At 43.2% G+C, this 18584-nt stretch carries 12 protein-coding genes and 1 other RNA gene; 10 read left to right on the top strand and 3 right to left on the bottom strand.

Going from position 1 to position 18584, the window contains the following annotated elements:
• Window positions 1-6: 6 nt before the first annotated feature.
• The gene (locus AACU32_RS20170) at window positions 7-3387 is read right to left on the bottom strand and encodes a tetratricopeptide repeat protein (RefSeq protein ID WP_096602663.1); all 3381 of its coding nucleotides are present in this window, start codon (window positions 3385-3387) and stop codon (window positions 7-9) included.
• A 75-nt stretch (window positions 3388-3462) separates the two neighbouring features.
• On the bottom strand, window positions 3463-3921 hold the full coding sequence (locus AACU32_RS20165; protein ID WP_096602661.1) for a hypothetical protein: 459 nt from the start codon (window positions 3919-3921) through the stop codon (window positions 3463-3465).
• 122 nt (window positions 3922-4043) lie between these two features.
• Between AACU32_RS20165 and AACU32_RS20160 the strand changes: the two genes are divergently transcribed.
• On the top strand, window positions 4044-6065 hold the full coding sequence (locus tag AACU32_RS20160; protein ID WP_096602660.1) for a potassium channel family protein: 2022 nt from the start codon (window positions 4044-4046) through the stop codon (window positions 6063-6065).
• A 29-nt stretch (window positions 6066-6094) separates the two neighbouring features.
• On the opposite strand, the gene AACU32_RS20155 is transcribed toward AACU32_RS20160, so the two are convergent.
• Window positions 6095-6649, bottom strand: coding sequence for a 2'-5' RNA ligase family protein (locus tag AACU32_RS20155; RefSeq protein ID WP_096602658.1), 555 nt, complete (start codon window positions 6647-6649; stop codon window positions 6095-6097).
• A gap of 577 nt (window positions 6650-7226) precedes the next feature.
• On the opposite strand from AACU32_RS20155, the gene AACU32_RS20150 reads away from it, so the two are divergent.
• The 9 genes from AACU32_RS20150 to AACU32_RS20110 all read left to right on the top strand — a co-directional run bounded on the left by AACU32_RS20150 (window position 7227) and on the right by AACU32_RS20110 (window position 18541).
• Window positions 7227-7835: a hypothetical protein gene (locus AACU32_RS20150; protein ID WP_096602657.1), complete on the top strand. Its 609-nt coding sequence runs from the start codon at window positions 7227-7229 to the stop codon at window positions 7833-7835.
• Between the two features lie 243 nt (window positions 7836-8078).
• Window positions 8079-8345 carry a YciI family protein gene (locus AACU32_RS20145; protein WP_096602655.1) on the top strand — a complete coding sequence of 89 codons (267 nt, stop codon included), beginning with the start codon at window positions 8079-8081 and terminating at the stop codon, window positions 8343-8345.
• A gap of 37 nt (window positions 8346-8382) precedes the next feature.
• Window positions 8383-8479: signal recognition particle sRNA small type (ffs, locus tag AACU32_RS20140), an RNA gene on the top strand.
• Between the two features lie 25 nt (window positions 8480-8504).
• Window positions 8505-8897: a phasin family protein gene (locus AACU32_RS20135; protein WP_096602653.1), complete on the top strand. Its 393-nt coding sequence runs from the start codon at window positions 8505-8507 to the stop codon at window positions 8895-8897.
• A gap of 385 nt (window positions 8898-9282) precedes the next feature.
• Window positions 9283-9690, top strand: coding sequence for a hypothetical protein (locus AACU32_RS20130; RefSeq protein ID WP_096602651.1), 408 nt, complete (start codon window positions 9283-9285; stop codon window positions 9688-9690).
• A gap of 81 nt (window positions 9691-9771) precedes the next feature.
• Entirely contained in the window at window positions 9772-10164 is a 393-nt protein-coding gene (gene queF, locus AACU32_RS20125; protein ID WP_096602650.1) for a preQ(1) synthase, read from the top strand.
• A 445-nt stretch (window positions 10165-10609) separates the two neighbouring features.
• Window positions 10610-11956: a DUF3131 domain-containing protein gene (locus tag AACU32_RS20120; protein WP_096602648.1), complete on the top strand. Its 1347-nt coding sequence runs from the start codon at window positions 10610-10612 to the stop codon at window positions 11954-11956.
• Between the two features lie 980 nt (window positions 11957-12936).
• Window positions 12937-18195, top strand: a complete 5259-nt coding sequence (locus AACU32_RS20115; RefSeq protein ID WP_096602646.1) for a response regulator — start codon at window positions 12937-12939, stop codon at window positions 18193-18195.
• Window positions 18167-18541: a response regulator gene (locus AACU32_RS20110; protein ID WP_096602644.1), complete on the top strand. Its 375-nt coding sequence runs from the start codon at window positions 18167-18169 to the stop codon at window positions 18539-18541. The genes AACU32_RS20115 and AACU32_RS20110 overlap by 29 nt, the downstream gene beginning before the upstream one ends.
• Window positions 18542-18584: the final 43 nt, after the last annotated feature.

Here is an 18584-nt window from a genome sequence, read left to right as displayed (position 1 = left end):
TCAATTTTACTGCTCTGAGGTAAGGCGATGCCTGCGGCGGGCTACGCCGGAGCGCAAATCTGCTAAATTTTGATGTACAGTAACAGTATTGGGATGATTAGCGCCTAAGCATTGCTCAAGAATATCTAAAGCTTGGATGTAAAGGGGTTCGGCTTCGCTGTATCTGCCTTGGGAGTTGTAGAGTACCGCTAGGTTGTTGAGGCTAACAGCGATATGTGGATGTTCTTCACCCAGTAGCTTGCGCCTGAGTGCCAAAGCTTGGATGAAAAGAGGTTCAGCTTCGCTGTATTTGCCTTGGGATTTGTAGAGTACCGCTAGGTTGCTGACACCAGTAGCGACATCTGGGTGTTCTTCACCCAGTAGCTTGCGCCATAGTGCCAAAGCTTTGATTAAAAAGGGTTCGGCTTCGCTGTATTTGCCTTGGGATTCGTAGAGTACCGCTAGGTTGTTGAGGCTAGTGGCGACATCTGGGTGTTCTTCTGCCACTAACTTGCGTGTGAGCGCCAAAGTTTGGATGTAAAGAGGTTCGGCTTCGCTGTATTTGCCTTGGAATTCGTAGAGTTCTGCTAGGTTGTTGAGGCTAGTGGCGACAAATGGGTGTTCCTCTCCCAGCAGCTTGCGCCATAGCGCCAAAGCTTGAATTAAAAATGGTTCGGCTTCGCTGTATTTACGTTGGGATTTGTAGAGTTTTACTAGCCTGTTGAGGCTAGCGGCGACATTTGAGTGTTCTTCTCCCAGTAGCTTGCGCCATAGTGCCAAAGCTTGAATGTACAGTGGTTCAGCTTCGCTGTATCTGCCTTGGAATTCGTAGAGTTCTGCTAGGTTATAGAGGCTAGTGGCGACATTTGAGTGTTCTTCTCCTAGCAGCTTGCGCCATAGTGCCAAAGCTTGAATGTACAGTGGTTCAGCTTCGCTGTGTCTACCTTGGGAATAGTATAGTTTTGCTAGATTGTTGAGGTTAGCGGCGACATCTGGGTGTTCTTCTCCCAGTAGCTTGCGCCATAGTGCCAAAGCTTGGATTAAAAAGGGTTCGGCTTCGCTGTATTTGCCTTGAGAATAGTAGATTCCCGCGAGGCTGTTGAGGTTAGAGGCGACATCTGGGTGTTCCTCTCCTAGCAGCTTGCGCCATAGTGCCAAAGCTTGAATGTACAGAGGTTCGGCTTCACTGTATCTGCCTTGGGATTCGTTGATTTTCGCTAGGTTGCTGAGGCTAGTGGCGACATCTGGGTGTTTTTCTCCCAGCATCTGGCGTTTGAGTGCCAAAGCTTGAATGTATAGAGGTTCGGCTTCGCTGTATTTGCCTTGAGAATAGTAGATTCCCGCGAGGCTGTTGAGGTTAGAGGCGACATCTGGGTGTTCCTCTCCTAGCAGCTTGCGCCTGAGTGCCAAAGCTTGGATTAAAAAGGGTTCGGCTTCGCTGTATCTGCCTTGGGATTCGTAGAGTTTTGCTAGGTTGTTGAGGCTAGTAGCGACATCTGGGTGTTCTTCTCCCAGCAACTGGCGTTTGAGTGCCAAAGCTTGAATGTACAGAGGTTCGGCTTCGCTGTATCTGCCTTGGAAATGGTAGAGTGCCGCTAGATTGTTGAGGCTAGTGGCGACATCTGGATGTTCTTCTCCCACTAGCTTGCACCATAGTGCCAAAGCTTGGATGCACAAAGGTTCGGCTTCGCTGTATCTGCCTTGGAAACTGTAGATTTGCGCTAGGTTGCCGAGGCTAGTAGCGACATCTGGGTGTTCTTCTCCCAGCAACTGGCGTTTGAGTGCCAAAGCTTGAATGCACAAAGGTTCGGCTTCGCTGTATCTGCCTTGGAAACTGTAGATTTGCGCTAGGTTATTGAGGCTAGTGGCGACATATGAGTGTTCTTCTCCCAGTAGCTTGCGCCATAGTGTCAAAGCTTGAATGTACAAGGGTTCAGCTTCGCTGTATCTGCCTTGGAAACGGTATATTAATGCTAGGTTGTTGAGGCTTTGTGCGATATCGGGGTGTCGTTCTCCCAGCAGCTTGCGCCTAAGTCCTAAAGCTTGGATATGCAAGCGTTCAGCTTCGCTGTATCTGCCTTGGGATTTGTAGAGTACTGCGAGGTTGTTGAGGCTAGTGGCGACATCTGGATGTTCTTCTCCCAAACATTTTTTGGTAACTTCTAGACACCGCTTGTAGCAAGGTAATGCCTGATTATACAATCCCTGACCTTCATAAAATCTACCGTTACCGACAAAAGGCCAGGGTAAATCATCATTGCTGACGTATTGAATGAGATTATTCGCTACTTCATCTAGATGAGGTATTGCAGGGGAGATTGTAGTGATTTTCTCAAGGGTGGGGGAGTCAGGAATATCTTTTGCAACTGCTACCATTACCCGACAAAGCGATCGCTTAAATTCCTCTGCCTGTTCTAAACCTGTAAGCTTATATTGGAAAAACTCCCGCAATAGTGGATGTAGTTGATAGATTCCCTCACCTTTACGCTGGAGTAAATGCAAATTCAGCAGACTATCATCTCTAATTTCCTCTAAATCTTCGGCATCTTCCTCTGGTAAACACTGTTCCACCAACACCCAAGGTATGGGTGCGGCGGCAAATAAACTTAATAAACAGCCCAGTTGTTGATCATTCTCCTCTAATTCTTGCCAACTCAACTCAAAGGCTGCTAACACACCTCGTTGTGCTGTCATGTCGGCTTCCGACTTAGATTTAGACAAAGAACGCTCATCTAATCGCTTGTTCTCCAACCGCCGCAACATTTCTGCTAAAGATAAATCCTGTTTCCGCGCCAGATAGCGCCCCACTAATTCCACACCCAAAGGTAAATATCCCAGCCACTCACACAACTGATTTGCTAAAGCTAATTCTTTTTCAACTCGCCCCGGTGTTTCTTTGAGTAAAGACTTTAATAATTCCAGCGCCGCCTCTGGTTGCAGCACATCCAAAGATAATTGTGCTATCCGCCCCAATTTCTGGCGCGTAGTCATCAGCACTTTAAACCGAGAAGATGATGACGGTAAATAAGGCTTGACTTCTTCATAGTCGCTGACATCATCCAACACCAGCAGCACCTCACCCTCTCGCCAACGCCGCCAGCAATATTGCACTTGGGCGGGTAAACCTACATCTGTTGGCGGGTTTAAATCAAGCTGCGTTCTGGCAAACTGGACAATTTGAATACCTATATCTCCAGATTTTGGCAACAACCAGCAAAGCCCACCGTTGTATGTTTCGCGGTACTGGATGGCATATTGTAAGGCGAGTTCTGTTTTCCCAACTCCCCCCATCCCCGCAATAGCTGCAATGGCTATACTTCGACTACGCTCAGTAACCACTTGTTGATTTTGCAGCAAAAGTTCGTGGAGTTTTTGCAATTCTGTGGCGCGTCCGACAAATTCCACCACCCCACTCAGGGGTAAATTTTGCGGTATTTCGTTAGCGAGATTTGACTTTACCTGTTCTCCTCCAGGCGACGGTAGTCAGTTGTAAGTGTTGTGCTGTTGCTCAATTATGACTTGTTGGGCAACCGTTGATCCTTTCTCGACTTTGATTTCATCCGCTAATTTGGCAAAGTTATTGACAATAGATGGCTGCGCTTGGATTTTTGTTACTAATTTTTGAATTTCTTCAGCACCCTGAGACTGTTCATTGTTAACGGCTGCTTCTACTTCTCGCACTCGTTGAGCAATGTCGTCATCTTTATCTGCTGCTGCTTTCAACTCCAGCACTGCTTTGCCATAATCTAACGGCTGCTGTGAATTTTGCTGTGTCCCATCCGCTAGCCAGGGTAACTTATTTTTATGATGTAGCTGTTCAATTAACTCACGACTTTTGTCTAATGCAGCTTCCCCAAGCTTTTCGCCAGTTTTTTCTAAAGCCTTAGTTAAAACTATAGTAGCGATCGCTGTTGCAACTGCTGTTAATGTTACAGGTTCCATAATAATGAAATAGTTAATGGCACTGGGAGATACAAATACAGTTCTGTGTATTTCGGAAATATATCACACCGAATTAGCAATTAAAAAGTTAAATATCTAATAGATTAGCATTAGCCTTAATTATGGTACAGAATGCAACTATCGATGCCAACTTATTTTTAGTGTGTGGGCTTGGCAATTTAGGACAGTATTGTGTGTCTGTTCTCAAAGAGTTTGGTGTCAAGGTAAATGCGATTGAAGTTGCAAATATTCAAAGATGGGAAATTCCCGAATTACCTGATTTAGTAGACAAACTCATAATTGGTGATTGTCGCCAACCGAAGATATTAGAACAGGCAGGAATTAGACAGTGTCGGGCAATTTTGATTGTAACTAGTGATGAGCGGGTGAATATTGCTGCTGCATTTGCCGCGCGATCGCTCAATCCGAAAATTCGTCTGGTGATTCGCTCCGCACAAGAAAATCTCAATGAATTACTCAGTCAAAATTTGGGTAATTTTGTCGCTTTTGACGCTACCCAATTACCAGCCAAAAGCTTTGCGATCGCCGGCTTAAGCAGTGAAACTAGAGGCTTTTTCACTCTAGAAAATCAGTTACTACGAGTTTTTAGAGTACCTGTAGATGTTTCCCATCGTTGGGGTACTCATCCCCAAATTCATGAAATTAATACTGCTCATCGCCGAGTTTTAGCTCATGCTAGAGCCGGAGAACCTGTACCAAAAGCATTCTATCAATGGGAGCCGAACACGCAAATTTTACGCGGAGATACTGTTGCATATATTGAAGTCAGCGATGTCTGGGGACAAGACGCGAAGCGTCTACGCCTCCCTACTCGCACAGCACAACCTGTTACCAGTCGCAAGCAATTCTTTTGGGCACTGATCGTTGGTATGAGATGGCAAAATCTGCGCCACAAGCTGAGTCAATTTTGGCAGGATAGTAGCCAAACCCGGCGTGTAGCTTTGGTTGGCGGTTTTCTGATGCTGAGTTGGTTTTTCTGCGGGACTTTACTATACAAGCTACAATATCCCAAAATCAGCTTCCAAGATGCCCTGAATGTCTCTTTAGTTTTAAGCATCGGCGGCTATGATAACCTATTTGGACAGCTACAACTACCTTTTGAAATTCCTTGGTGGCTGCATTTATTCAGCATCACTCAGACTGTAGCAGGTACAGTTTTTGTCGGCATTCTCTATGCCATTATGACTGAACGTGTCTTAGCTGCTAAATTCCAGTTTTCTCGGCGGCGTCTCCCAGTACCCAAAGCCGAGCATATAGTATTAGTTGGTTTAGGGAGAGTTGGTAAGGGTGTAGCCCAGCTATTGCAAGAACTCAAACAACCTTTGGTAGGTGTTCATGCCACTGAACTAGACTCAGAGATATTATCCACAATGCCGTTGATTATTGGCAATATTAAAAATGCTCTCAGCCAAGTCAATCTGGCAACTGCCAAAAGCGTTATTGTTGTAACCGATGATGAAGTAACTAATTTAGAAATTGCATTGACAGCCCATGCTAGCAATCCGACAGCTAATTTAGTAATTCGCACCTACGACCCCCATTTTAGTGAGAATGTGGCGAGATTACTACCTTATGCTCGGGTTTTAGGCGTTTATGCTCTGGCTGCGGAAGCTTTTGCAGCGGCGGCGTTTGGGGAAAATGTCCTGAATTTGTTTCGCCTCAACGGACAAACTACACTAGTGACTGAATATCAAATTGAAGCTGATGATACTCTCAATGGCAAATTGCTGGCTGAGATTGCTTATGGTTATGGGATAGTACCAATTCTCCATGCCAAAGCTAGCCAATCCAATTCTAAGTTGATGCCCTCTGATGATATCAAACTAGCTGTAGGCGATCGCTTGGTAGTTTTAGCAACTATTGAAGGATTGCAAAAAGTAGAACGGGGAGCGATCGCACCTGGGCAATTGCAAGTCCGAGTAGAATCGGCGCTGACATCAGAAGCTGCATTTGAAGGCGCAGCAGTAATTTCACGGATTTCTGGCTGTGATATGCATACAGCCAGAACATTAATGAACCGACTGCCTGGAACTTTACAATATCCACTTTACAAGCACCAAGCACATCGTTTAGTCAGTGAATTAAGTAAATCTCAAGTCCAGTCTCGTATTGTGTCTGGATAAGGGGGATAAGGTAGACAAATGACAAATGACTATTGACTATTGACTCCTAAAAAACCAAACTCCGATTTAATATTCCAACGCCTACCGTCGTGAATTAATAAAGTCAACTTGTCAGCAGTAAACTCAAAATATAATTGCCGATTTTCAAATTCAGCCCAAGCAGCTTGAAAATTCTGTCGCGTTAAGTCCCGAAAAGCAACTGTCATGTGGGGTGCAAAGGGGCGGGTTTTCCCAACCTTGTCAACAATTCCCAAACTTGCTTCTACATGAGCCGTTAAATCTCGTTGCAAGGTTAACAGTTCTTGGCTTCTGACTACATCTATATATATGACGCGCGGTGCAAATGCCGCAAACCCACTTAATGTAATAGGTAGCAGCTGTTGCTGGTTAGCAAACTCCAAAATAGAAGATTCTAGTTGTGACATATCCCTATGTGCCCATTCAAAGGGCGGTTGCAGGGTAATGTGAGGCGGGGACTTTTGCGCGTGTCGGCTGGCGTAGTTATCAGCAAAGTATTGCTTGATTTGGTTAACGTCATCTTGAATATCTGGCGGTGGTAGCAAGGCAATGAAAAACAGGCTCATTCAATTTTAGATTTTAGATTTTGGATTTTAGATTTTAACATTGAGCAGCAAAGACTGGTGGGAAGATATTACGCCTTTTGTGAGAAATTTGGGTTGATCATTCCATGAGAACACTGGGAAAGTATAAATAACGTAGCTGTGTTGATATTAAAATTTAAAACCTATATAAAAATATAGTTAATTTTTTATATGGTGATTGAAACTAACAAAGTCAATTTTGCTTTTCCCTACTGTATGAGCCTAATATACGTAGGGTTTTTTACTTTTTAAAGTTGAAATATTTGGCAGTGAAAGTAGGCAGCCATGAAAATAGTTAATGCACAGTATAGAGTTTGATTTTTAAAGAATTAGACAAAAACTTGTGACTAAGTTAGTCACACCATAGTCACAAATAAATCATAAATTATCAGTATAAAGTTAATAACCCCAATAACTTTTCTCAGCCTTCTGGTATATAACTAGATGCCGAAACTCAGGAGATAGTAGAAAGCTTTATCTTTTTCTCTGTAGGACATCTGGGTACTTGTAGTGGGTGATAATTCTGCTTGCCAATATTTGTAATCTAAGTGGAAGATTTATGTTAGCAGGAGAAGAAGCTGTAAAAATCTTTGATAATTTTCATAACGAATATGTACAAGCTAAGATTGTACCTATTTCATTAAGACATATTCAACAAATTGAATTAAGTTGGAAGCCTCAACTTCAAAATGAAAAATGTTGGGATAAAAACTTAGATATAAGCCAATATTTAAATGAGCCGAGAACTTATGAAGTCTGTGTACTGGAATACGACTCAATTGCTCAAGGTTTAATAGTTTTACAAATTACCAAACACTATTCTAGGTTAGAAATAGGTAAAAATTTAATTTATGTAAACTTACTAAATGTAGCTCCTTGGAACCGTGCATCTATTCAAGAAATAAGGAATTATAAAGGAGTAGGAACTATTCTACTGTTCTTCGCAATTTTACGTAGTTTTAGTTTAGGCTTTCAAGGAAGAATAGCTTTAAATTCTGTAAAAGAAGCTGAAAATTTTTATCAAAGAATGCCTTTTCTAATTGCAGGTTATGATTTATTTGACTTGGAAAATAACGGCAAAATTGTTAACCTAAAATATTTAGAGATGCCGGAAGAACAAGCAGAATTAGTTATGCTAAATTTATATTTAAGTAGTTATTTGAATTAGATTTTAAGAGGATCTCTCACGACGAGTGGGGGAGCTATTGTCAGTAGACTGAAATCTTTAGATCTGATTCTATAAGCTGAGTTTATCATTCACCTAGAGAAATCAGCTTTTGTACATTTCTGCAAAAATGGTACCATAAACTACTATTTTTTAGCGTAGGCGTAGCCCGCCTCAGGCATCGCAGAATTTTTTGGTCTACTTAAATTACAATACCAATACCAAAATTCTAGAGGTTGGAAGTAGATGCCGACTTTTGTGAAAATTGAAGCAGGTAAAGTTGATAAACCTACCTTTGACCAATACATCCCCGCCCATAAAGCTTACATTGAGGATTTGATTGCCAAAGGACACAAAGCCAAATCAGGTTATTGGGCAGAATTCGGCGGCGGGATGATGCTGTTTGAGGCGGAATCAATGGCCGAAGCCCAAGCAATTGTAGCCCTTGACCCATTGGTACAAAACGGTTGTGTGAATTATCAGTTACACGAATGGCGAATTGTTGTGGAATAACATCCAATTACGGAATTTTAGTGTTATATTGTTAAGAGACCTGGACCTATGCGACTTCAACGCCCAAATCTTGTCAGGACCGGAAGGTAGCAGCAATACGGGATGCTTGTGGTAGGCGTAGACTCCGGGTCGCCCTATTTTGAGGAGCGTTCAGCAGCAATGCCTGGTTTTGGAGATATTGTTCAAAAAGCTTTTTACCTCGGTGTTGGCTTAGCTTCTTACGCAGGTGAGAAAGCTGGGGGAAAATTAGCGGAACTGCGATCGCAAGTCCAAAAACTGGCAGATGAAATGGTGGCAAAGGGCGAAATGACCACAGATGAAGCCCGTCGCTTTGTCGAAGATATGATGAAGCAAGCGCAACAGCCCCAATCATCTGGTGCAGATACAGAAAAAACACCACCTGCTGAACCCCGCCGCATTGAAATTTTAGAAGACGATGAAGAACCGACGGTGAAAAATTCCGCAACCAATGATGATGATGATGTCGGTGGATTGCGTGACCAAGTGCAAAAACTGCAAGAAGAGTTAAAACGGCTGCAACGCAACGAGTAGTCAATAGCAGCAAAAGAGCGATCGCACAAAACCCTGTCAATATATGGGTTGTGCTGATTGTTTCTATGTTTTATGCATAGAAGCGTAGCGGTTACCTCCACGAGAACGCCTTAAGGCAAACCTGCTTGATTAGGCGCAAAAATTTTATATAAATCCATAAAATCATCCAAGCGCTGGGAAGCCGACTTTTTCAAGAGGTGGGATGAGCTTAACCCCCGTTTATACATCGCCAATTTTTGAATATACTTGATCTAGGAGCGCGGCGGAAATAAACAAACCATTGCGAAAAGTAATTACGAATTACGAATTCCAACGCATCTGTACTATTACTTCCAGCCAGGCCACACAAAGCGCTGTATTTATAGCTAGTAAAGGCGTTAAGTTTATGGACAATTGGCAGAAAGATTTGATGGACATCATTGAGACAGTGGCTGATGAAGTAGAGGACTTTTTCCTCGGCATGAGTGACATAGTAGATGAGATAGTAGATGCTGTTTTGGAACTCACAGAAGAAATTACAGAACAAGTACAAATGACAATTGCTACTGAAGTTGACCAGTATTTACACGACTTAACAGAACCCATGTTAGAGGTTTACTGGGAACTAGAAGACGTAGTAGCAGATGTAGATTTGGGTTTTCCTTATCCAGTTGAAGCCACACCAGACAAAAACCCCGCCTGCGTTGGTTGCACTCACTACCACGGTCAAGTATATGGTGGTAACCTGTTAGTTTGTGCCATGCATCCCAACGGTTGGGATGATAGTAATTGCCCAGACTGGGAGCAAGAGTAGGCGATGAGGGAGTAGGGGAGACTGTTGACTGTTGACAGTTACCATCTTGACAAATGACAAATGACAAATGACAAATGACAAATGACAACTGACACCACACAAATGAAGTATGGCGAACGCGAGATTGAGGAAGGACAATTAATTACCTTTCCAAATCCGCGTGTGGGTAGGCGATATGACATTAGCATTACTTTGCCGGAGTTTACCTGTAAATGTCCGTTTTCTGGCTACCCCGATTTTGCAACGATTTATATTAGCTACGTTCCTGATGAACGAGTAGTGGAATTAAAAGCGCTTAAGCTTTACATTAACAGTTACCGCGATCGCTATATTTCTCACGAAGAGTCTGCTAATCAAATTCTCGATGATTTTGTTGCCGCTTGCGATCCTTTAGCAGTGACGGTGAAGGCAGATTTTACTCCTCGCGGTAATGTGCATACTGTTGTCGAAGTGCGGCATCAGAAGTCAGTGTAATTCGTAATGACGCTCGTTCCTCGCTACCGCTTCGCTAACGTAATTCGTAATTAGCTGACGGAAATATGAATTTTCGTGTTTGGGCGGGGTTTGCTGATTTAATCCAGGGAAACCCCGCCTTATTTGTATCAACGATCAATATTTACGCGCTGCAATCAGGCATGAAGCATACATGCCCCTCTGGTCTCGAATCAGTATTTTCCCTGGCACTGATGGGGAAAATCATGTATATACTATGTATTAATTATTATTTTTCTGGAAAATTAACACTTAATTTTGCTAAAAGTGTTATTTAATACAGAAAAATATCAAAAAAAATGTCATATCATTGGACATTACCACTCAAAAGCTTGTCTATCGTAGCTTATATGAGGGTGATAGTTACAGCTAGAATCGATATTTTGGTCTAAATTATTGATAGAAGCAGCTTTATAGTACTGATACTGTGCTAAAAACGGAAATTTCGTCATCTCACTCTGATACCACTGGCAATGCAACAGAAGCACTTGCTAACTTTGATGCTCAATCCTTAGTTTTACCTGGTACGCCGATTAGCCCTAGTCAGGCGCTCATCAGTAAAACTCCCTATCTCGCCCCAGGATTAGGAGCATTAACTCTCGAAGAAACTGCGATCGCTCATCAAGCTTGGTTATATTTCCAGCGTAACTGGAACCAGGAAACCGGCTTGGTGAATTCGGTTGAGGGAATGAATTCGGCGACAATCTGGGATATCGCAACTGCGATCGCGGCTTTGGTGAGCGTTAGAGAACTCAATTTGGTATCTGGATATGAATTTGAAGCCAAAATGAGCAGAATGTTGCAGACTCTAGCTTCTATGGCTTTATATAAAGGGGAACTACCTAACAAAGTTTACAATTCTCAAACTCTAGAACCAGTGAATTATGGTCAACTAGAGACCAGAGAAGAAATTGGCTGGTCAGCTATTGATATCGGACGATTGGCAATCTGGCTGAAGATTGTCGGCGCAAAATATCCATCCTTCCAACCCAAAATAGAAGCTGTTTGGCAACATTGGCAAGTTCAACGTCTCACCCGCAACGGACAAATGTATGGTACTACCGTCATCAACGGTAAAGAACAGTACCACCAAGAAGGACGCTTAGGCTATGAGAATTACGCCGCCTATGGGTTAAAACTCTGGGGATTGAATGTTGATCAAGCATTAAATTATCAATCCCATGTTGCCTTTGCCAATCTTTACGGCAAAGGTGTACCTTACGATCAGCGGAACCACGAAAATTCGGGAGCTAATAACTACGTTCTGAGCGAACCTTATATCCTCGATGGGATTGAAACCGGATTTCAATCTTTGCCTAAAGCTTACGCTGACAGGATTTTAGCCGCTCAGGAAGCTCGCTATCTCACGACAAAACAATTAACAGCCGTTACAGGAGACTACTTAGATCGTCCTCCCTACTTTGTTTACAGCAGCTTGTTTGTCAATGGAGAAGCTTGGGCAACTATTACAGATACTCAAACAAAATACAATAATTTGCGGTTCCTTAGTACCAAAGCAGCTGTTGGCTGGCATGTACTTTATAATACGGCTTACACGCGTCAGCTATTTAATTTTGTCCAAAGAAATCTCAATACTCATAAGGGTTGGTATAACGGCTTTTATGAGTCTCTCAAGCAACCGATTCAAATTTGGACGGCTAATAATAATGGATTAATTCTTGAGAGTTTGCTGTATAAACAGGTTAGACAGCCTTTAACTATTTGGGCTGGAGTAAAATCTCCAGGTTTTCCTAGCAAAAAGGCTGCTTTATAAACATTACCTTCGCCAACCTTGGGCGTAGCTGACAAATAAAAAACATCCCAATCATAAATTTGCCTATCCTATCACTTGTAGGGCGGGGAAACCCATTGGTGTCAACTTAACGTGAAACCCTTATCAAGAAATGATTTTGCCTTTTCACGCTTCCCATCAAGATCCGCCCTACCCCACCCCAGCTTTGCTGACGCAAAACGTCCCCTCCCCGCTTGCGGGGAGGGGATTGAGGGGTGGGGTAAAATGCCTGTGGGATAAGCCTTTTAACTTAAGTTAACACCAATGGGGGTTTCCCCGCCCCTACAATGTTTGATTCGCCGCACCCTTGGTAGGTGACGGACTGGATTTATTGGTTAGGGACATCCAATTTTTTAAATACCCAATAAATTTGGAGTGCGTTCACGTAGCGTGTCCGTTGGCGCAGCCTCCCGCAGGGAAGGGCAAACGTCTCGCTCGCTGATGTTCATTCATCGAGCAAGATGCTCGCACTACAGAATATGGGTAATTTATTTTTTGTAAGTCCGTTATTGAGTTTTTCCAAGGGTGAGTATTGCGGAAAATCTAGTTTGCGACTCGTAAATTAAGTTTGCGACTCGTAAATTAAGTTTACAAATCAGAATTTAAGTTTGCGAATCGCAATTTAGCATCATAATTGAAAAAATTGCGAATTAAAGCAAATTTTACGAAAAATATCTTTATTTAGCTTATTTGCTCATACATAGGCGCTATAACTTATTCTGGCTTCTATTGATATTTTCCTAAAGGCGATGTCTGTAGAGTTGCTGTTACGCTTATACGCATCAAAGAAATGACTACAGGCGATCGCAAAAATATTGATATTTGTTAATGCCGAGCCAAGATTTAAAGATTTATAATTTAATATGCATTTAAGTGAAAAATTAATATCAATTGTTTTTATTTTAAATTAAACTTTTACGGCTCGTTATCTAGCAAATCACTATCGCAAGCGAATTTTTGAGATGAAAATTTTAGTTGTCGAGGATGACGAGTTACTCGCAGAGGTACTCAGAGAAATTCTCACTAACCAAAACTATGCTGTCGAAGTTGCTAATGATGGTAAAGCTGGTAGGGATTTAATTGAAACTTATGACTATGATTTAATTTTATTGGATGTCGTGTTGCCTAAGTTAGATGGCATCAGTCTTTGTCGTCATATCCGCTCCCGTGGTTTGCAAATGCCCGTGCTATTACTAACAGGATGTGATAGCAGTCATGAAAAAGCAATTGGGCTAGATGCAGGCGCAGATGACTATGTAGTTAAACCGTTTGACCAAGAAGAGTTGGTGGCTCGTGTCCGTGCTTTATTACGTCGGGGGGGAACTACAGCGCAACCGGTACTGGAGTGGGGTAATTTACGCCTCGATCCTAGTAGCTGTGAAGTAATTTACGATCGCGAGTTGCTGTCATTAACTCCTAAAGAATACGCCCTGTTAGAATTATTTTTGCGCAATAGTCGCCGAGTATTTAGTTGCGGCATGATTTTGGAGCATCTCTGGTCTTATGATGATACTCCAGGGGAAGAAGCTGTCCGCACCCATATCAAGGGCTTGCGGATGAAACTGCGCCATGTGGGAGCGCCTGGTGATTTCATCGAAACAGTTTATGGTATTGGCTATCGCCTCAAGCCCCAAACAGTAGAGGAGCAGGGAAATAAAGCAGGATTAGACCGCCCAAAATCTGCAAATATAAGCAAATCACAGCAACAAACACTCGCAGCAGTTGCAGGAATTTGGCAGCGATTTCAAGGACGAGTCAAAGAGCAGGTGGGGCTGCTCGAGCAAGCTGCAACAGTTAACTATAAGAGTTTAAGTCCAGAATTGCGATCGCAAGCAGCCCAAGAAGCCCACACCTTAGCAGGCTCTTTGGGTACTTTTGGCTTACCTCTAGGCTCGAAACTAGCACGTAAAATTGAGCAACTACTGAAATCTGATAAAACTTTGACGCAATCAGATACCAGTAAATTAAAAACTTGGGTGCAGCAATTACGTCAAGAAATTGAAAGCAAACAGCAGGAATCGACATCTCCCCCAGTAACTGCTGATGAGAGGCCTTTAGTATTGGTGGTTGATCGCGAACAATCTTTAGCCGCAAATCTCGAAACAGAGTCTGCTAACGGCAATCTCCAAGTGACAATTGCCACTAGTATTGAAAATGCCAGACATGTAATCTACCGCGAGCATCCCAGTGTGGTGCTGCTTGATCCTAGTGTTTCTGATAATCAAGAAGAAAGTTGGAGTTTACTAGCAGAACTTTCCCAGAATCAGCCTCCTGTACCTGTGCTAGTGTTGACTGAGCAGAGTGATTTTACTCATCGTTTACAACTAGCGCGTAACGGCGGACACACCTTTTTGCAGAAGCCGATGCCGACACCACAGGTGTTAGAAGCAATTACCCAAGTACTGCAACAAGCTCCCCATGCGGAAGCCAAGATATTAGCTGTAGACGACGATCCGCAAATTCTGGCATTGTTACAAACTTTACTCAGTCCTTGGGGTTTGAAAGTCATCGGCTTGGAAGATCCGCGACAGTTTTGGACAACTTTGCAAACGGTGTCTCCAGATTTGCTGATTCTGGATGTGGAAATGCCTTACACCAATGGGATTGAAATCTGCAAAGTAGTACGGAATGATCCCCATTGGAGTGAATTGCCGATATTATTTCTCACAGTTCATAGTGATGCGGAAATTGTTAACCAAGTATTTAGTGTTGGTGCTGATGATTTTGTGAGTAAGCCGATTGTCGGCCCGGAACTTGTAACTCGGATTATCAATCGCTTAGAGCGGATTAAATTGTTGCGGCGCGTCACTAATAGTCAGAGTACCCAAAGTGAGGCAAACGTTGCAGGTATTCCTTCTGCCTCCTGCCCTCTGGACACTGCCTTGTGTGATAAAGTAGCTGAACCAGAGAATCGCTGGCGGGCAATTTTTGATGCTGAACCAGATTGTGTCAAAATTATTGCCGCCGATGGGACTTTATTGGAAATCAACCCCGCCGGAATTGTGATGCTAGAGGCTGATAGCAGCGTAGCGGTGATTGGTAAATCAGTTTATTCTTTGATTACACCAGAATATCAAACAGCATTTCGCCAATTCCACGCCAGTATCTGTGAGGGAAATAAGGGGACTTTACAGTTTGAGATGGTGAACTGTCAAGGTAATCGTCGCTGGATGGAAACTCACGGTGTACCCTTAGCCAGCGAAACGGGTGGAAAAATAGTAAATTTGGCAATTACGCGAGACATTACAGAATATAGAAGAGTAGAAACAGAAATTCGCCGGGTAAATCGGACACTTCAGGCGTTGAGTAATTGCTCGCAAGTACTTGTGCGTGCCAAAGATGAGTTAGATTTGCTGCACAGAATTTGCCAAATGATTGTGGAAGTGGGTGGCTATCGCTTGGCGTGGGTTGGTTTTGCTGAAAATGATGGCGAAAAAACTATTCGCCCGATCGCGCAAGCAGGTTATGAAGATGGATATTTGCAATCTCTCAACCTCACCTGGGCTGATACAATTCATGGTAGAGGCCCATCGGGGACAGCGATTCGCACAGGTCAAACCGCGATTATCCAAAATATTTTAACTGATCCTAATTACGAAATTTGGCGGTGTCAGGCAAGTAAGCAAGGCTATGCAGCATCGATATCTTTACCGTTAATTGCCGAACATCAAGTATTTGGGGCGTTGAATATTTACGCCACTGAACCAAATTCCTTTGATAGCGATGAAGTAGAATTATTGCAAGCACTAGCCGCAGACTTAGCTTATGGGATTATGGCATTGCGCAATCAACGCGATCGCCAACTCGCCCAAATTGCACTCCAACAAAGTCAGCAAAGCTACCAACAGCTAGTAGAACTTTGCCCAGAAGCGATATTTATTGAAGGCGACGGAAATTTTGTCTTTGTCAATAGTGCCGCAGTCAAGCTGTTTGGCGCAACAGTACCCATAGAATTACTCGGTAAAAAAATACTTGATTTGGTTCACCCCGACTCACAACAGGCTGTGAGCGAAAATTTCCGACTTTTAAAAGAATTTCACCAAGAAATTCCCCTACATGAAGTACAATTTCTGCGGTTGGATGGAACTGCGATCGCTCTGGAAATAGCCGCCGCCCCTTGTATCTACCAAAGTCAACCAGCTTCGCAATTTATCGCCCGGGATATTACCAAACGCAAGCAAACCGAAGCATTTTTACATAAAGCTAATAACGAATTAGAATTGCGCGTTGCCCAACGCACGGCGGAGTTAATTAGCCTCAACCGCAAATTACAATCAGAATTGGATGAACGCCAAAAAATTCAAGAACAACTGCGGATCTCCCAAGTAAAATTTGCCCGCATCTTAGATATTGCTGATGATGCCATTATTTCCATCGATGCCCAGCAAAAAATTACATTATTTAACCAAGGAGCCGAAAAGATTTTTGGCTATACTGCCTCTGAAGCCATCGGCAAGCCCCTAGATTTACTATTACCATTACGCTTTGCTCAAGCCCATCGTCACCATGTCGTTGACTTTGGTACATCTCCTAACCTGGCTCGGAGAATGGGAGAACGGCGAGAAATATTTGGTCGTCGTCGGGATGGGACAGAATTTCCGGCTGAAGCTTCGATCTCGAAATTAGATCAGGGAAACAAAGTATATTATACAGTAATATTGCGTGATATTACAGAGCGTAAGCAAATCGAACGGATGAAAGATGAGTTTGTTTCCGTTGTCAGCCACGAACTCCGCACACCACTAACTTCAATTCACGGTTCCTTAGGAATGCTCACCAGTGGTTTACTGACAGCCACATCAGAGCAGGGAAAACGTCTACTGCAAATTGCTACCGATAGCACCGATCGCCTAGTTCGCTTGATTAACGACATCTTGGATATAGAGCGCATCGAGTCGGGTAGGGTAAAAATGGAACGGGAAACCCGCAATGTTGCTGAGTTAATTGAGTCAGCAGTGAATATTATGCAGCCTTTAGCAGAGAAAGCTGGGGTAAAACTCTCAATTGAGAGCTTATCAGTTGAGCTATGGATAGATCCAGACCGAATTGTCCAAACTCTCACAAATCTGCTGAGTAACGCCATTAAATTTTCGACTGCGGGCGCAACGGTTTGGTTAGTAGCAGCACAGGAAGAAAATGAAGTTTTATTTACAGTTAAAGATACCGGACGGGGAATACCAGAAGACAAACTGGATAGTATATTTGAGCGCTTTCAACAAGTTGACTCCTCAGATTCACGCAACCATGACGGTACAGGTTTAGGTTTAGCAATTTGCCAAAGCATTGTTCAACAGCATGGCGGACGCATCTGGGTGGAAAGTAGACTAGAGGAAGGTAGTAGTTTTTACTTTAGTATTCCCATAGTGCGATCGCCCCAGGCTGTAGAAATAGTCCCGACAACTCAGCACCCAGAGATGAAGAATCACTACTCACCCCTGGTGCTAATCTGCGACGACGATCCGGTAATTACACAGGAAATGCAAACCCTACTGGAAACAGGTGGTTATCGGGTAGTAACAGTGACTACCGGCGAAGAAGCGATCGCCTTAGCCGCAAGTCAACATCCAGATGTGATTTTATTGGATTTGTTAATGCCTGGGATGAATGGTTGGGAAACAATGGCAGTATTAAAAGAACGGGCAGATACCAAGGATATTCCGATTGTGATTTGTAGCGTCTACAAACCCAGTTCCCAGAATCAACCCAGTGTAGACTTTGCTGATTGGGTAAGCAAACCAGTCCCCGAAAATTACTTGTTACAGTCACTCAGACAAGTAGTCGCTAAATCTTCAGTGCGAATGCGGATTCTGATTGTTGAAGACGATAACGATTTAGCCCAACTGCTAATTACCTTGTTTGAAAGACACGACATTGAAACCTTCCTCGCCCAAACGGGAAGGGAAGCAATTCATCTCAGCCAAAAAGTCAACCCAGATTTATTAATTCTTGACTTAATTTTGCCAGAAAGCGATGGATTTGCAGTGGTAGATTGGTTAAAAAAGCACAATCAATTATGTAGCACCCCTGTAGTGGTTTATTCAGCGAAAGATTTGGACGAATCAGAACGCAATCGACTCAAATTAGGACATACAGAATTTTTAACCAAAGGACGTGTAACAACTCAAGAATTTGAACACCGCGTCATGGAGCTACTTCAAAGGATGACACAAAATCAACAAGAAGGTGGTGGTGATGAAACAAAAGCGAATTCTCGTTGTTGATAACGAAGAATATATTCAAGAAGTTGCCAAAATTTGCTTAGAAACCGTCGCCGCGTGGGAAGTGATGACAGTCAGTTCTGGTAGAGAAGGCATAATGAAAGCCGAAACTTGGCAACCAGATGCAATCCTGTTAGATGTAATGATGCCAGATATGGACGGGATCGCTACCTTTGAGAAATTACAAGCAAATCCAGCCACCAAAAGCATTCCCGTGATTTTGTTAACCGCAAAAATCCAGGCTGCGGATCGTCGCCGTTATGCACAGATGGGAATGGCAACTGCGATCGCAAAACCGTTCAATCCCCTAGAATTGGCTGGACAGATTGCGACGGCTTTGGGTTGGTGAGGATGAGGGGGATGAGGGAGACGCGGGGACGCGGGGACGCGGG

Origin of the sequence: Calothrix sp. NIES-2100 (assembly GCF_963875285.1) — a bacterium.
Taxonomy (GTDB): Bacteria; Cyanobacteriota; Cyanobacteriia; order Cyanobacteriales; family Nostocaceae; genus Aulosira.
The sequence above is the reverse complement of the archived record's forward strand: the minus strand, read 5'-3'. Positions and strand labels throughout refer to the sequence as shown.

Coding starts and splice junctions, on each gene's coding strand:
- AACU32_RS20130 (WP_096602651.1), top strand. CDS start 9,283: ATGGACAATTGGCAGAAAGATTTGATGGACATCATTGAGACAGTGGCT.
- AACU32_RS20160 (WP_096602660.1), top strand. CDS start 4,044: ATGGTACAGAATGCAACTATCGATGCCAACTTATTTTTAGTGTGTGGG.
- AACU32_RS20110 (WP_096602644.1), top strand. CDS start 18,167: ATGAAACAAAAGCGAATTCTCGTTGTTGATAACGAAGAATATATTCAA.
- queF (WP_096602650.1), top strand. CDS start 9,772: ATGACAACTGACACCACACAAATGAAGTATGGCGAACGCGAGATTGAG.
- AACU32_RS20145 (WP_096602655.1), top strand. CDS start 8,079: ATGCCGACTTTTGTGAAAATTGAAGCAGGTAAAGTTGATAAACCTACC.
- AACU32_RS20165 (WP_096602661.1), bottom strand. CDS start 3,921: ATGGAACCTGTAACATTAACAGCAGTTGCAACAGCGATCGCTACTATA.
- AACU32_RS20155 (WP_096602658.1), bottom strand. CDS start 6,649: ATGAGCCTGTTTTTCATTGCCTTGCTACCACCGCCAGATATTCAAGAT.
- AACU32_RS20150 (WP_096602657.1), top strand. CDS start 7,227: ATGTTAGCAGGAGAAGAAGCTGTAAAAATCTTTGATAATTTTCATAAC.
- AACU32_RS20115 (WP_096602646.1), top strand. CDS start 12,937: ATGAAAATTTTAGTTGTCGAGGATGACGAGTTACTCGCAGAGGTACTC.
- AACU32_RS20135 (WP_096602653.1), top strand. CDS start 8,505: ATGCCTGGTTTTGGAGATATTGTTCAAAAAGCTTTTTACCTCGGTGTT.